Here is a 14,142-nt window from a genome sequence, read left to right as displayed (position 1 = left end):
GGGACCCGTCACCGCGCCAGGTGCCCCAGTCGAGGTCGCCGTCGGGCAGCAGCCGTGGCAGCAGGACGCGCCTGCCGGTCGCCGCGAGCGCGTCGAGGAGGAAGGAGGTGCCGGGCTCCCCGCCGATCGAGACGTACGCCGCGACGGTCGCCGCGCGGCCGACCTCCGGGGCGGCGAGCACGTGCCGCGCGATCCGCGCGGCGGCCTCGGCGACCTCCGTGAGCGGGCGCCGACGCCGGGCGGCGAGCAGCTGGTCGCGAGCGCTCGTCTTCGCCGGCAGCGGCAGCGGTTGGGGTTCGGCCACCCGACCACCCTACGATCGACAGCATGGGTAGCCCTGGGTTGCAGAAGGCGACCGCGAAGATGCGGGACGCCGGCGTCGACGAGGTCGCGATCGAGACCTTCGCGCACTACTACCGACTGCTCGAGCACGGCGAGACCGGGATGATCCCCGAGGCGGCGATCGAGCCGGTCGACATCCCCTCGCTCGACGACGTCGAGGTCTCCGACGAGCAGGCCTCCGCGGCGCTGCGGACGACCGCGGTCATCAAGCTCAACGGCGGGCTCGGCACCTCCATGGGCATGGACCGCGCCAAGTCGCTGCTGTGCGTGCGGCGCGGCATGTCGTTCCTCGACATCATCGCCCGCCAGGTGCTCCACCTCCGGCAGGCGTACGGCGCCCCGCTGCCGCTCATCTTCATGAACTCCTTCCGCACCTCCGGGGACACGCTCGCGGCGCTGGCGCGCTACACCGACCTGCCGGTCGAGGGGCTGCCGCTGGAGTTCCTCCAGAACCGCGAGCCCAAGCTGCGCACCTCGGACCTGAGCCCGGTGAGCTGGCCGAAGGACCCCGAGCAGGAGTGGTGTCCGCCCGGACACGGCGACATCTACACCGCGCTCGTCGGGAGCGGCCTGCTCGACCTGCTGCTCGAGCAGGGCTACGACCGGGTCTTCGTCTCCAACTCCGACAACCTCGGCGCGGTGCCGGAGCCGCGGGTCGCCGGCTGGTTCGCCCAGAGCGGAGCTCCGTTCGCGATCGAGGCGGTGCGGCGTACCGCCTCCGACCGCAAGGGCGGCCACTTCGCCCGTCGCCGGACCGACGGGCGGCTGGTGCTGCGCGAGACCGCGCAGACGCCGCCGGAGGACGCCGCCGCGCTGCGCGACCTGGACCGGCACCGGTACTGCTCGACCAACAACATCTGGTTCGACCTGCGCGCGATGAAGCAGGCGCTCGCCGTGCGCGGCGGCATCCTCGGGCTCCCGCTGATCCGCAACGTCAAGACCGTCGACCCCGCCGACAAGACCTCGCCCGAGGTGGTCCAGATCGAGACCGCGATGGGGGCGGCGATCGAGATCTTCGAGGACGCGGCGCTCATCGAGGTCGGCCGGGACCGGTTCATCCCGGTGAAGACCACCAACGACCTGCTGGTGCTGCGCTCCGACGTCTACGAGATCCGCGAGGACTTCTCGCTCGACCAGGTGGCCGGCGAGGTGCCGTACGTCGACCTCGACCCCGACCACTACAAGGTGGTCTCCGAGTTCGACAAGCGGTTCCCCGAGGGGGCGCCGTCGCTGCGGGAGGCCAGCAGGCTCGCGATCGACGGCGACTGGACCTTCGGCCGCGGCGTCCGCGTGATCGGCGCGGTGGAGCTGCAGGCCGCCGGCGCGCAGCGGGTCGCGCCGGAGTCGGTACTGTCGGCGGGTGGCTAGTAGCAGCGGCGGGCTCCTGAGCGTCGAGGAGCTCCGCGACCGGATCCTCGCCGACATCGACCCGCTGCCCTCGGTCCAGCAGCCGCTGCTGGACGCCCTGGGCCTGGCCAGTGCCGAGGACGTCCACGCCGAGGTCTCGCTGCCGGGCTTCGACAACTCCGCGATGGACGGCTACGCCGTGCGGTACGCCGACGTCGCCAGCGCCTCGCCGGACGCGCCGGTGCACCTGCCGGTGGTGGGGGAGATCGGCGCCGGTCAGGCCGGCCTGCTCGCGCTGCCGCCGGGCACCGCGGCCAAGATCATGACCGGCGCGCCGGTGCCGTCCGGGGCCGACACGGTGGTGCCGTACGAGTGGACCGACCGCGGCGTCGCCCACGTCCGGATCACCCGGGCGCCGGCCGAGCGCCAGCACGTGCGGCCCGCGGGTGAGGACGTGCAGGCGGGCGACCTCGTCGTCGCGGAGGGGACCATCCTCGGGCCGCGCCACCTGGGGCTGCTCGCCTCCGTGGGCCGGGCGACCATCGCGTCCCGGCCCCGGCCGCGCGTGGTCGTGATGTCGACCGGCACCGAGCTGCGCGACCCGGGACGGCCGCTGGGCCACGACTCGATCTACGACGGCAACTCGTTCCTCCTCGCCGCCGCGGCCCGCCGCGCCGGCGCGATCGTCTACCGCGTCGGCATCGTCCCCGACGAGCCCAAGCTCTTCCTCGAGGCGCTGGAGGACCAGCTGGTCCGCGCCGACCTGGTCGTCACGTCCGGCGGGGTGTCGCAGGGCGACTTCGACGTGGTCAAGGCCGCGCTCGCGCCGCAGGGCGTGTGGTTCGGCGGAGTGGCCATGCAGCCGGGGAAGCCACAGGGCTACGGCCGCGTGGGCGAGGACCGGGTGCCGATCTTCACGCTGCCGGGCAACCCGGTGTCGTCGTACGTCTCCTTCGAGCAGTTCGTGCTCCCCGCCCTGCGCCGGCTGATGGGCATGCGGCCGGAGGTGCGCCCCACCGTCCGGGGCCGGCTGACCGGACCGATCAGCTCGCCGGCCGGGCGGCGGCAGTTCCTGCGCGGCGAGATCCACGACGGTGCGGTGACGCCCGTCGGCGGCCCCGGCTCGCATCTCATCGGCGACCTGGCGGCGGCCAACTGCCTCGTGGTCGTGCCCGAGGACGCCACCTCGCTGGCGGCGGGTGCCGAGGTCGACGTACTGCTGCTGGACCAGGAGTTCTGATGTCGGATCCCACTCGCCTCACCCACGTCGACGAGTCCGGCGCGGCGCGCATGGTCGACGTCTCCGAGAAGGACGTCACCCGCCGGGTCGCCACCGCCTCCGGACGCGTCCTGGTCTCCGCCGAGGTGGTCGCCCTGCTGCGCGGCGAGGGCGTGCCCAAGGGCGACGCGCTGGCGGTGGCGCGGATCGCGGGGATCATGGGCGCCAAGCAGACGCCGGCGCTGATCCCGCTGTGCCACCCGCTGGCGATCTCCGGGGTGAGCGTGGACCTCGACGTCGCCGACGACCCTTCGACAGGCTCAGGACGAGGTGCGGTCGAGATCCGCGCCACGGTGCGCACCACCGACCGGACCGGCGTCGAGATGGAGGCGCTGACCGCCGTCTCCGTGGCGGCGCTGACGGTGGTCGACATGGTCAAGGCGGTCGACAAGGCCGCCGTCATCACCGACGTCCGCGTGGAGACCAAGACCGGCGGGAAGTCCGGGGACTGGGCGCGGTCGTGACGGCGCTCTCCGCGGGGGTCGTCGTCGCCTCCAACCGTGCGGCCGCCGGCGTGTACGCGGACACCACCGGCCCGCTGATCACCGCGTTCCTGCACGAGCACGGGTTCCTGGTCGGCGAGCCGGCCGTCGTCCCGGACGGGGAGCCCGTCGCGGTCGCGATCCGGGGCTTCGTCGACGCGGGTGCCCGGGTCGTGCTGACCACCGGCGGCACCGGGCTCACGCCGACCGACCGCACGCCGGAGGTGACGCGGCCGCTGCTCGACCGCGAGGTACCGGGGATCGCGGAGGCGGTCCGGGCGGCGGGCCTGGCCCAGGGTGTCCCGACCGCGATGCTCTCGCGCGGCCTGGCCGGCGTCACGGGGCAGTGCCTGGTGGTGAACCTGCCCGGGTCCCGCGGCGGGGTGAAGGACGCTCTCGAGGTGCTCGCCCCGGTGCTGCGGCACGCGGTCGAGCAGGTGGTCGGGAGCGACCATTGAGCGCACCGCCCCCCGCGTGGCCGGTCCGCCTCCGCGCCGGTGAGGTGACCGTCCGACCGATCTCGCGGCGCGACGCCGGGGCGTGGCGTGAGGCCCGGCGGCGGAGCGCGGGGTGGCTGACGCCGTGGGACGCCACCGTGCCCCCGAACGGCGAGGCCCGGCCGACGTCGTTCGCGGCGCTGGTGCGGCGGCTGCACCGGGCGGCACGGCTCGGACAGGCGATGCCGTTCGCCATCGAGGTCGACGACGGTCACGGTCCGCGGTTCGTCGGGCAGGTTACGGTCAGCAACATCGTGCGCGGCTCGGCGATGTTCGCCTCGGTCGGCTACTGGATCGACGTGGCGTACGCCGGCCGCGGCATCATGCCCCGCGCCGTGGCGCTCGTCATCGACCACTGCTTCGCGACCGGCCTGCACCGCATCGAGGTCGCGATCCGGCCGGAGAACTCCAACTCGCTGCGGGTCGTCGAGAAGCTCGGTATTCCTGAGGTCGGCTACGCCCCGCGCTACCTGCATATCGACGGCGCCTGGCGCGACCACCGGATCTACGCGATCACGGCCGAGGACGTGCCGCCGGGTGGGCTGATCTCCCGGGTGACCGGCTCGGCCGGCACCTGACGCTCTTTCGCGGCGCGTCGCGGGGGACGTCATACGATCCGGCTGCTCTGGCAGCCGAGTCGTATGACGTCCGGCTGGTCCGCGCGGGGACGTCATGCGACCCGGTCGCCGAGACAGCCACGTCGTATGACGCCGACCCAAACCACACCAGTCACACCAGCAATTTGCGACACACGGGTAGACATCCCCGGTGTGCTGCGCTAACGCTCATAACCTCTGGGGCGTGGACCCGAGCGCACTGATCTTCGTCGCCCTTGCCGTGGCGTGGGCCGCCTACCTGCTCCCCAAGGCGCTCGAGCACCACGAGGCGGGTGCTCGCAGTCGGACCGTGGACCGCTTCTCCCACACCATGCGCGTCCTGGCGCGCCGCGAGCCGGTCAGCCGCCGCGCCACGCGGCTGGTACGTCCCGGCGAGTCGCTCGCGCGCCCCGTGAGCGGATCCACCGAGGCGCCTCACGAGGAGGCGGTCGTCGACAGCTCCGACATCGGCCGTCCCGGCATCAGCATCACCGACACCGGTTCCTGGGCGCTCGCCCAGGACACGGTACGACGCAGCGCGGCCGCCGCCGCTGCCCGACGCCGTCGCCGCGTGCTCGGCGTCCTGCTGCTGCTGACCGCCATGGTCGGCAGCTGTGCCGCCGGCCGGGTGATCCACTGGGCCTGGCTGGCAGCGCCTCTCGTGCTGCTGGTCGCCTGGCTGGTGGCCTGCCGGCTCATGGTCCGCAGCGAGCGGGCCCACCGCCCGGCCGCCCGACGCCCGGCCAGCACGCAGCAGCCCGCGCAGCAGGAGACCGCCGGCCCGTCCGTGGCGATCGCCGACGACGACACCACCGAGGTCCCCGTCGTCCCGTCCCCGCGCGGGGAGGAGTCGACCCAGGCGAGCGCCGGGTCCGCCGAGGCCGCCTGGGCGCCCGTGCCGGTCACGCTGCCGACGTACGTCTCCAAGCCGGCGGCCCACCGCACCGTCAGCACGATCGACCTCGACGCCACCGGCGTCTGGACGTCGGGCAACACCGCCGCCGACAGCGCGCTGGCCCGGGAGGCCGACGCCGTCCGCGCGGCCGCCCAGCAGCAGCCGCCGGCCGTCGAGCGCCGCGTCGCGGGCTCCTGAGGTCGCCCACCCGAGCCCTTCCAGCAGGGGTGATTTGGGGTCGCCCCCGCACTGGGTGCTAACCTCATCCGCGCATCGGTTGATGCAGTTGGGGCTGTGGCGCAGTTGGTAGCGCGTCTCGTTCGCAATGAGAAGGCCAGGGGTTCGAATCCCCTCAGCTCCACCGAAACGAAGGGCGGTCCATCCGGGCCGCCCTTCGTCGTTGCGGCGTGTGCGAACCGCCGCTCGGGGTAAGTGGGGGGCATGAGCAGCGCACCCCACCTGGCAGCGACATCGTGGGCGACATCGTGGGCGACATCGTGATCGGGGACCGACGCAAGCCGCTGGGTCGCTACGTCCGGTTCGCCGACGACGCCACCCAGGACCGGTTCGCGCAGGCGGCCGAGGTGCGCTACCACGAGCTGGCGCGGCTGGACCCGTGGAGCGGGCAGGTGAAGGTCGAGCTGCCTCCCGAGGAGCCGCCCCGCACCGTCACCGAGCGGCGCGGGCTGCTGCGGCGAGCCCACTCCTACGAGGTGCCGCCACCGCGCGAGACCCTCCTGCTGAGCGCTGCCCTGGCGAGAGCGGCGCGCGACGGCCTGGAGGTCCCGGACCGGATGGCGGCGCTCGGTGGGTGTCGGGCCGGGATCGACCTGGCGGCGGGGATGGGCGAGGTGGTCGTCGACCTCGCCAAGGACCTGGCGCCGGTCGCGGTGCCCGAGCAGCAGACGCATCCGGCGTACCGCCAGACGCTGCGACTCGCCGCCGAGCTCCGCGCGCTGTACGACACGACCGCCGCCGTCGGGTGTGCCGACCCCGCCGGCTGCGTCCTCGCGCGTTCGCCCGGGCAGTGGGGCCGCCGCGAGGAGGACGTGGAGGTGGCCGAGGTGCGGACGGTCCTGGCACAGCTGGCCGCGCACACCGCGGGGCACGGGTCGCCGGAGTAGTGCGCGGGAGCCCATCGGGGCACCCGGAACAGGTGTACGACGCGTCGCTGGAGTTCATCGGCACCGCCACCACGGTGTTGCGGCTGGGCCCCTTCACCCTGCTGACCGATCCGAACTTCCTGCACCGCGGCCAGTACGCCTACCTCGGCAAGGGGCTCGTCTCCCGGCGCCGGTCGGAGCCGGCCTGCCAGCCCGACGCGCTGCCGGAGCTCGACGGCATCGTGCTCTCGCACCTGCACGGTGACCACTTCGACCGCGTGGCGCGCCGCGAGCTCGACCGCGACCTCCCGGTCCTGACCACGCCTGCGGCCGAGCGGCGCCTGCGGCAGTGGGGGTTCCGGGCCGCCCAGGGGATGGACACCTGGGAGGCGACCATCCTCGGTCGCGACGACTGGACCCTCACCATCACCTCCGTGCCGGGCGTCCACGGCCCCGGCCCGGTCCGCCGGCTGATGCCGCCGGTGATGGGCAGCCTGCTGGAGCTGCAGCAGGGGAGCGGACCCGTGCACCGCACCTACCTCAGCGGCGACACCCTCTACCGGCCGTGGCTGCGGGAGGTCGTGGAACGGGCCGGCGCGCTGGACGCGGCGGTGCTGCACCTCGGCGGGACCCGGGTCCTCGGCGTGCTGCTGACGATGGACGCCCGCCAGGGCGTCCAGCTGACCAGCGACCTGGCCGCCGGCGTCACGGTGCCGATCCACTACGACGACTACGGCGTCTTCCGCTCTCCGATCGCCGACTTCCACGCCGCGTGCGCCGAGCGGGGCCTGGCGGCCGGCGTACGGCACGTCGAGCGCGGCCAGCGCGTGAGACTGACGCCGCCGTCCTGAATCGCGCCGTGGGGTTGGGGTACCGCCCCAGGGTGACGCCACGTCCACGAGCCGCCGCCCGCATCGCCGATGTGCTCCGACAGGAGGTCAGGGAGGGCTACGACCCCGAGGGGGAGGTCGACCTCCCCGGCTTCGCGGCCAGCGCGACGACGTACGCCGTCACCGTGGCGGCCGGGCTGGTCGCCCTGCGGGCCAGCGGGCGACAGCTCCCGGAGCGCTACGAGCTGACCGACGTGCTCCTCGGCGGGCTCGCCACCCACAAGTTCAGCCGGCTGCTGGCCAAGGGGTCGGTGACCAGTCCGATCCGGGCGCCGTTCACCGAGTTCGAGGGCCCGGCCGGATCCGCCGAGCACCACGAGGAGCCGCGCGGCGCACACGGCTTCCGGCACACGGTCGGTGAGCTCCTCACCTGCCCGTTCTGCGTCGGCGTGTGGACCGGGACGGCGTACGTCGCCGGCCTGGCTCTCGCACCCCGGCTCGCCCGGACCTGGGCGGCTGCCTTCAGCGTCGTCGGGGTCTCCGACGCGCTCCAGCACGGCTACGCGCGACTGCGGCGCGACTGACGCGGCCTCGGGGTCAGTAGCCGATCCGGGCGACGCAGACCTCACCGGTGCGCGGGTTCGTGGCGCGGAAGCGGAAGTAGTCGGGGCCGGCGCGGTTCCCCGTGTGGCGCTCGACCTCGAAGGAGCCGCTGCGGGCATTCGTGACGGACCGTCCGCGGGCCACGAGGTTGCCGTTGCGGCGCAGGGCCCAGCGCCACGTCTGCCGTGGCCGGTTGCTGTCGATCTCGGCCTCCACCTCGAGGCCTCGCGACTCCCGGTCCACCTTGATCCGCCAGTCCGCTGCCCGGGAGCACCCGCCGCTGCGCACCCGCTCGTCATCGTCGGCATGGACCGGAGGGACGAGGGCGACGGTGAGACCGGCGGCCACCAGGGCGCCGGCGAGAGGCCGGGCCCATGGACCCAGAGGTCGGCGGGGCAGGCTCGGCAGCTGGCTCATAGGACGGCTCCTTCGCAGCGCTCGGGAGCTCCACCGTACGCCGCCGCGACCGCTTCCGCGAGGGACGTCGGGGCCGGTGGGCGGTCCGGACCGACCCCGCTGTTGGCGGCCGAGCGCTATTGCAATAGATTTGCAATAAGCGACAGAGAGGCATGCCCATGCACGTCCCCGACGGATTCCTCGACGCCCCCACCTCGGTGGCCACCGGCGTCGTCGCCGCCGCCGCGGTCGGCGTCGCCCTCAAGGGCGCCCGCCGCGAGCTCGACGACCGCACCGCCCCGATGGCCGGGCTGGTCGCGACCTTCATCTTCGCGGGGCAGATGATCAACTTCCCGGTCGGCGCCGGCACCAGCGGCCACCTGCTCGGCGGCGCGCTCGCCGCGATCCTGGTGGGGCCGTTCACGGCGTGCCTGTGCCTCAGCGCCGTGCTCATCGTCCAGGCCCTGCTGATGGCCGACGGTGGCGTGACCGCGCTGGGGACGAACATCACGCTGATGGCGGTCGTCGCGGTGGTCGCCAGCTGGGCCGTCTTCCACGGACTGCGCCGGGTGCTCCCGAGCCGGCCGGGCCTGGTGGCCCCGCTGGCCGGTGTGGCCGCGTTCCTCTCGGTCCCGGCAGCGGCGGCCGTGTTCACCCTGCTCTTCGGGATCGGCGGGGTCGCGCCGGTCGACACCGGCGACGTGCTCACCGCGATGCTCGGCTGGCACACCGTCATCGGCGTCGGCGAGGCCGTGATCACCGCCCTCGTGGTCGGCGCCGTCATGACCACCCGCCCCGACCTGGTGCACGGCGCGCGCGACCTCGCCGCCGCCACCGAGCTGGAGATCCGGAAGGTGCCCGCATGAGCCGTCAGCCCACCCGTCCCGCAACCCGTCCCACAGCCCGGCTGCCGCTGCGCGTCTTCCTCCTCGGCGGCCTGATCGTCGCGCTGCTCGTCGCCGGCGTCGGCAGCTACTACGCCAGCGCCCACCCCGACGGGCTGGAGTACGTCGCCGAGCAGACCGGCTTCATCGACTCGGCCGAGGACAGCGCGACCGCCGACAGCCCGTTCGCGGACTACGCCACCAAGGGCGTCGACAACCCCCGACTCGGCGGCGGTCTGGCCGGCGTGCTGGGCTGCCTGGTCGTCCTGCTGCTGACCAGCGGCGTCGCCTACGCGGTGCGCCGCCGGCGTACGCCCGCCAGCACGGCCAGCACGACCAGCACCCACACCGGCTCCGACGCGGCCTGAGGGCGGGGCACCCATGGGAGCGGGACACGGGCACCGGCTGCACTACCACGGCCACAGCCCGATGCACCGCGCCCCGGCGCACCTCAAGCTGCTCGCCCTGCTGGGGTTCGTGCTCGTCGTCGTCGCCACGCCGCGGCAGGCCTATCCGGCGTACGCCGTGGAGCTGCTGGTGCTCCTCGGCGTCATCGCCGTCGCCCGGGTGCCGGTCGGCTACCTGGCGAAGCGGATGGTGGTCGAGGTGCCGTTCGTGGTGTTCGCGCTGCTCATGCCGTTCGTCGCGCACGGGCCGCGCACCGAGATCCTCGGCGTCACGGTCGCCGAGCAGGGCGTCGTGGCGGGTGTCGCGCTGCTGCTCAAGGGGTCCCTGGGCGTGCTCGCCTCGCTGACGCTGGCGGCGACCACGGAGGCGAGCGACCTGCTGCGCGGTCTGGAGCGGCTGCGGCTCCCGCAGCTGCTGGTGCAGATCATCGGCTTCATGATCCGCTACCTCGACGTCGTCACCGCCGAGCTCGGCCGGATGACCGTCGCCATGCGCTCGCGCGGGTTTGAGCCCCGCTCGCCGCGGCACTGGCCGCACCTCGCCCGCGCGCTGGGCGCCCTCTTCGTCCGCTCCTACGAGCGCGGTGAGAGGGTGCACCTGGCGATGCTGTCGCGCGGGTACGACGGCACGGTGAGGAGGCAGACCCCATGACCCCGGTCCTCGACGTCCGCGGGCTGGCCTACGCCTACCCCGACGGCCACCAGGCGCTCTTCGGCGTCGACCTGCACGTACATCGCGGCGAGCGGGTGGCGCTGCTCGGGCCGAACGGTGCCGGCAAGACGACGCTGGTGCTCCACCTCAACGGGATCCTCACGGCCGGAGCCGGCACCGTCGCGGTCAGTGGCCTGCCGGTCGAGAAGCGGCACCTCGCCGAGATCCGGCGCCGCGTCGGGATCGTCTTCCAGGACCCCGACGACCAGCTCTTCATGGGCACCGTGCGTCAGGACGTCGCCTTCGGGCCGGCCAACCTCGGCCTGCGCGGGCCCGCGCTCGAGGCGCGCGTGATGAGCGCCCTGGAGCAGGTCGGGATGGCGGCGTACGCCGACCGCCCGCCGCACCACCTCAGCTTCGGGCAGCGCCGCCGGGTCGCCGTGGCCACCGTGCTGGCGATGGAGCCGGAGATCCTGGTGCTCGACGAGCCCTCGTCGAACCTCGACCCGGCCTCACGACGCGAGCTCGCGGAGATCCTGACCTCGCTCGAGGTGACGGTGCTGATGGTGACCCACGACCTGCCGTACGCGCTCGAGCTGTGCGAGCGGTCGGTCGTCCTGCACGACGGGGTGGTCGCGGCCGACGCCCCGACCTCGGAGCTGCTGGTCGACGCCGACCTGCTGGCCCGGCACCGCCTGGAGCTGCCGTTCGGCTTCGATCCGGTCGTCGCGGCCGACCAGCTCGCCGCCCGCCGTACCGCCGCCGGCTAGATCCAGCGCTCGAACCAGATCCGGTGCAGCCAGGCGTCGTGGGTGAGCAGCTCGTGGGTGTAGACCGGCCAGAACCAGGCGAAGTTCGCCAGCACCAGCGCGAGGTAGCCGCCGGCGACGATGACACCGGCCGTACGACGCCGGGTCGGCGTCCGGTCCGGTCCGACGATCCGGCCGAGCACCAACGTCAGGGCGAGCACGACGAACGGCAGCGACACGATCGCGTAGAAGCTGAAGATCGGCCGGTCGTCGTACAGGAACCACGGCAGCCAGCTGGAGGCGACACCGACCACGGCGACGCCGTAGCGCCAGTCGCGAGCCCCGGCCCAGAGCACCACGGCGGCCAGCAGGGCGGCGATGCCGCCCCACCACACCATCGGGTTGCCGAGCAGCAGCACCTGCCGCAGACAGTCGGAGCCGGCCGGTGCCGTGCAGCCCTGGTCGCCGGGCGGGATCGCCGTCTGGGCCGCCACCCCGACCGGCCGGTTGAGGAGCAGCCAGCCGGCGGGGGAGGAGGCGTAGGTGTGCTCGGCGCAGTCGAGGAACTGGGTGTGGAAGGTCCACACGTCGCGGTGGTAGAACCACAGCGACCGCAGGGACTGGCTCACCTCGCCGAGGCCGCTCGCGTCCGGCTCGGTCGCCGTCGGCCAGCGGCGGTTCGGGTCCGGGTTGTCGGCGACCCAGGTCTGCTCGTCGTTGCAGTGGCCCTGCCCGGTGTACTGCGTGTATTGCGTCGACGACAGCGCCTGCTCGTAGGCCGAGGAGTGCGCCATCCAGCCGGCCCACGACAGCGTGTAGACGGCGGCAGCCACCACGACGAGATGCACGAAGGCCGGTACGCCGTCCGCGACCGCTGACCGGAGCACGGACCACCGGACCCCGAACGACCGGCGTGCGCCCGCGCTCCACAGCCACACCAGCAGTCCGAAGGCCGCCAGGGGGTAGAGCGCCGTCCACTTCGTGCCGACCGCCAGCCCCCAGCACAGGCCCGAGGCCAACAGCCAGGGCCGCCACACGACGACCGGACCCCAACCGGTCGTGACGGGGGAGTCGAGCCGGTCCGCCAGGCGGCGGCGGAACCAGTCGCGGTCGGCGGCCATGCAGGCCACGCCGCACAGGGTGAACAGGGCCAGGAAGATGTCGAGCAGTGCGAGGCGGGAGAGCACGAAGTGGAGCCCGTCGAAGCACATCAGCAGGCCGGCGACGCAGCCGAGCAGCGTCGACCCGGTCAGCCGCCGGGTCAGCCGGACCATGACCAGCACCATCAGCGCGCCGGCGACGACCGCGGAGATCCGCCAGCCGAAGGGCGTCATGCCGAACACCTGCTCGCCCAGCCCGATCAGCCACTTGCCGACCTCGGGATGGACGATCATCGCCGGGGTGTCCGTGAGCAGCGTGGCGGGATCGGCCCCGGACAGGACCTTCTCGTTGGCGCCGTCGCTCCAGTCGCGGGCGTACCCGGCATGGAACAGGGCCCAGGCGTCCTTGGCGTAGTAGGTCTCGTCGAAGGCGAACTCCTTCGGCGTGCCCAGATGCCACAGCCGGAGCAGGAGCGCGAGCGTGGCGACGCCGACCGAGGCGACCCAGCCCACGACGGGGTCCTCGTCCCGCAGCCGTCGGGCCACCCGGTGCCAGGCCGAGGGCACAGGAGCGCCGGTCGCCGTCCGCGAGAGCGTCACCGTCGGCTCACCGTCGACCACCGGCCCGGGCGGCGCAACGGAGGTCGGGTGGCTCACGGCTAGGAACCTTAGCCGGGGCCGGAAGCGCCTCCCGTCGGTCGAGCCGTGACGCCGCCCTTCCGTTGGTCGAGCAGTGAGGCCGCCCCCCTCGTTGGTCGAGCAGTGTGGCCGCCCCCCTCGTTGGTCGAGCAGTGAGGCCGCCCGCGGCCGAACGTGTCGAGACCTCTGTGCGCGGTGTCCGTGGCTGGGTGGTCTCGACGCGTCTCGCCTGGCGGCTCGCCGGCTCGACCACCGGGGCCCCCTTTCGTTGGTCGAGCAGTGAGGCCGCCTGCGGCCGAGCGTGTCGAGACCTCTGTGTGCGGTGTCGGTGGGTGGTCTCGACACGTCTCGCCTGGCGGCTCGCCGGCTCGACCACCGGTGGTCCGGTTCGCCGGCTCGACCACCGGGGCCCGGCTCGCCGGCTCGACCACCGGGGGCGGCTCGCCGGCTCGACCGACGGCGACCGAGGGCGCCCTGAGATCATCGGCGCATGACCGGAGTCCTCGTCCTGGCCGCCACCCCGATCGGACAGGTGGGCGACGCACCGCCGCGGCTGGCCGAGGAGCTGGCGGCCGCCGACGTGGTCGCCGCCGAGGACACCCGCCGGTTCAAGCGGCTGATCACCGACCTCGGGGTGACGGTCGGCGGCAGGGTGGTCTCCTACTTCGAGGGCAACGAGTCCGCCCGCACTCCCACCCTGCTGGAGGCGCTCGAGGCCGGCCAGCGCGTGGTGCTGGTGACCGACGCCGGGATGCCCTCGGTCAGCGACCCGGGCTACCGCCTCGTGGCGGCGGCGGTCGAGGCCGGCGTACGCGTCACCGCGGTGCCAGGGCCTTCGGCCGTACTGACGGCTCTGGCCGTCTCGGGACTCCCCGTCGACCGGTTCTGCTTCGAGGGGTTCCTGCCGCGCAAAGCAGGGGAGCGCTCCCGCCGGCTCGCCTCGCTCGCGACCGAGGAGCGCACCATGGTGTTCTTCGAGGCGCCGCACCGCACCGAGGCGGCGCTGGCGGCGATGGCGGAGGCGTTCGGGAGCGACCGGCCGGCGGCGGTGTGCCGGGAGCTGACCAAGACCCACGAGGAGGTCCGCCGCGGCGGCCTCGGTGACCTGGTCGCCTGGGCCAGCGCGGGCGTACGCGGCGAGGTGACGATCGTGGTGTCCGGCGCGGTGCTCACCGGCACGGTCGCCACCGACCCCGACAGCCTGCGTGCGGCGGTCGCCGGTCTGGAGGAGGAGGGCGCCACCCGCAAGGACGCGATCCTCGCGGTCGCCCAGCGGGCCGGCATCCCCAAGCGAGAGGTGTACGACGCCGTCCACCGCGCCCCCTGAGCGCGACGGATTTC

Annotated in this window: 17 protein-coding genes and 1 tRNA gene; 15 read left to right on the top strand and 3 right to left on the bottom strand. The window is 73.7% G+C overall.

What is annotated here, in order from left to right:
* Nucleotides 1-304, bottom strand: a 304-nt coding sequence (locus tag VGE38_RS05215) for a 5-formyltetrahydrofolate cyclo-ligase (RefSeq protein ID WP_331141473.1), incomplete at its 3' end; no start/stop codon positions are given.
* A gap of 23 nt (nucleotides 305-327) precedes the next feature.
* Here VGE38_RS05215 and VGE38_RS05210 point away from each other — a divergent pair.
* From VGE38_RS05210 to VGE38_RS05165, 10 genes are all read left to right on the top strand, one after another.
* Entirely contained in the window at nucleotides 328-1,710 is a 1,383-nt protein-coding gene (locus tag VGE38_RS05210; protein WP_331141472.1) for a UTP--glucose-1-phosphate uridylyltransferase, read from the top strand.
* On the top strand, nucleotides 1,703-2,929 hold the full coding sequence (gene glp / locus VGE38_RS05205; RefSeq protein WP_331141471.1) for a molybdotransferase-like divisome protein Glp: 1,227 nt from the start codon (nucleotides 1,703-1,705) through the stop codon (nucleotides 2,927-2,929). The genes VGE38_RS05210 and glp overlap by 8 nt, the downstream gene beginning before the upstream one ends.
* Nucleotides 2,929-3,432 (top strand): cyclic pyranopterin monophosphate synthase MoaC, encoded by a 504-nt coding sequence (gene moaC, locus VGE38_RS05200; RefSeq protein WP_331141470.1) that lies wholly within the window; start codon nucleotides 2,929-2,931, stop codon nucleotides 3,430-3,432. Before glp ends, moaC begins: the two co-directional genes overlap by 1 nt.
* Nucleotides 3,429-3,908, top strand: a complete 480-nt coding sequence (locus tag VGE38_RS05195) for a MogA/MoaB family molybdenum cofactor biosynthesis protein (protein WP_331141469.1) — start codon at nucleotides 3,429-3,431, stop codon at nucleotides 3,906-3,908. The genes moaC and VGE38_RS05195 overlap by 4 nt, the downstream gene beginning before the upstream one ends.
* A complete protein-coding gene (locus tag VGE38_RS05190; RefSeq protein WP_331141468.1) occupies nucleotides 3,905-4,525 on the top strand; it encodes a GNAT family N-acetyltransferase in 621 nt (206 codons plus the stop codon). The genes VGE38_RS05195 and VGE38_RS05190 overlap by 4 nt, the downstream gene beginning before the upstream one ends.
* A gap of 223 nt (nucleotides 4,526-4,748) precedes the next feature.
* Nucleotides 4,749-5,636 carry a divisome protein SepX/GlpR gene (gene sepX, locus VGE38_RS05185; protein WP_331141467.1) on the top strand — a complete coding sequence of 296 codons (888 nt, stop codon included), beginning with the start codon at nucleotides 4,749-4,751 and terminating at the stop codon, nucleotides 5,634-5,636.
* Nucleotides 5,637-5,726: 90 nt separating this feature from the next.
* Nucleotides 5,727-5,799: transfer RNA gene (locus tag VGE38_RS05180), tRNA-Ala, on the top strand.
* A gap of 112 nt (nucleotides 5,800-5,911) precedes the next feature.
* On the top strand, nucleotides 5,912-6,562 hold the full coding sequence (locus VGE38_RS05175; protein ID WP_331141466.1) for a hypothetical protein: 651 nt from the start codon (nucleotides 5,912-5,914) through the stop codon (nucleotides 6,560-6,562).
* Nucleotides 6,563-6,594: 32 nt separating this feature from the next.
* Nucleotides 6,595-7,392, top strand: coding sequence for an MBL fold metallo-hydrolase (locus VGE38_RS05170; protein WP_331141465.1), 798 nt, complete (start codon nucleotides 6,595-6,597; stop codon nucleotides 7,390-7,392).
* A gap of 32 nt (nucleotides 7,393-7,424) precedes the next feature.
* The gene (locus VGE38_RS05165) at nucleotides 7,425-7,955 is read left to right on the top strand and encodes a DUF1360 domain-containing protein (protein WP_331141464.1); all 531 of its coding nucleotides are present in this window, start codon (nucleotides 7,425-7,427) and stop codon (nucleotides 7,953-7,955) included.
* Between the two features lie 13 nt (nucleotides 7,956-7,968).
* Here VGE38_RS05165 and VGE38_RS05160 read toward each other — a convergent pair whose 3' ends face one another.
* Nucleotides 7,969-8,391 (bottom strand): hypothetical protein, encoded by a 423-nt coding sequence (locus VGE38_RS05160; RefSeq protein WP_331141463.1) that lies wholly within the window; start codon nucleotides 8,389-8,391, stop codon nucleotides 7,969-7,971.
* Between the two features lie 158 nt (nucleotides 8,392-8,549).
* On the opposite strand from VGE38_RS05160, the gene VGE38_RS05155 reads away from it, so the two are divergent.
* From VGE38_RS05155 to VGE38_RS05140, 4 genes are read left to right on the top strand one after another with little or no spacing between them, the layout of a single operon-like run.
* The gene (locus VGE38_RS05155; protein WP_331141462.1) at nucleotides 8,550-9,236 is read left to right on the top strand and encodes an energy-coupling factor ABC transporter permease; all 687 of its coding nucleotides are present in this window, start codon (nucleotides 8,550-8,552) and stop codon (nucleotides 9,234-9,236) included.
* Nucleotides 9,233-9,622, top strand: coding sequence for a PDGLE domain-containing protein (locus VGE38_RS05150; protein ID WP_331141461.1), 390 nt, complete (start codon nucleotides 9,233-9,235; stop codon nucleotides 9,620-9,622). Before VGE38_RS05155 ends, VGE38_RS05150 begins: the two co-directional genes overlap by 4 nt.
* Nucleotides 9,623-9,635: 13 nt before the next feature.
* Nucleotides 9,636-10,313, top strand: a complete 678-nt coding sequence (cbiQ, locus tag VGE38_RS05145) for a cobalt ECF transporter T component CbiQ (RefSeq protein ID WP_331141460.1) — start codon at nucleotides 9,636-9,638, stop codon at nucleotides 10,311-10,313.
* Nucleotides 10,310-11,083, top strand: coding sequence for an energy-coupling factor ABC transporter ATP-binding protein (locus VGE38_RS05140; protein ID WP_331141459.1), 774 nt, complete (start codon nucleotides 10,310-10,312; stop codon nucleotides 11,081-11,083). Before cbiQ ends, VGE38_RS05140 begins: the two co-directional genes overlap by 4 nt.
* Here VGE38_RS05140 and VGE38_RS05135 read toward each other — a convergent pair.
* Nucleotides 11,080-12,819, bottom strand: coding sequence for a dolichyl-phosphate-mannose--protein mannosyltransferase (locus tag VGE38_RS05135; RefSeq protein WP_331141458.1), 1,740 nt, complete (start codon nucleotides 12,817-12,819; stop codon nucleotides 11,080-11,082). The two genes, VGE38_RS05140 and VGE38_RS05135, sit on opposite strands and share 4 nt — an antisense overlap.
* A gap of 472 nt (nucleotides 12,820-13,291) precedes the next feature.
* Between VGE38_RS05135 and rsmI the strand changes: the two genes are divergently transcribed.
* Nucleotides 13,292-14,128 carry a 16S rRNA (cytidine(1402)-2'-O)-methyltransferase gene (rsmI, locus tag VGE38_RS05130; RefSeq protein WP_331141457.1) on the top strand — a complete coding sequence of 279 codons (837 nt, stop codon included), beginning with the start codon at nucleotides 13,292-13,294 and terminating at the stop codon, nucleotides 14,126-14,128.
* Nucleotides 14,129-14,142 lie beyond the last annotated feature (14 nt).

This window comes from Nocardioides sp., from assembly GCF_036405735.1.
Taxonomy (GTDB): Bacteria; Actinomycetota; Actinomycetes; order Propionibacteriales; family Nocardioidaceae; genus Nocardioides.
The sequence above is the reverse complement of the archived record's forward strand: the minus strand, read 5'-3'. Positions and strand labels throughout refer to the sequence as shown.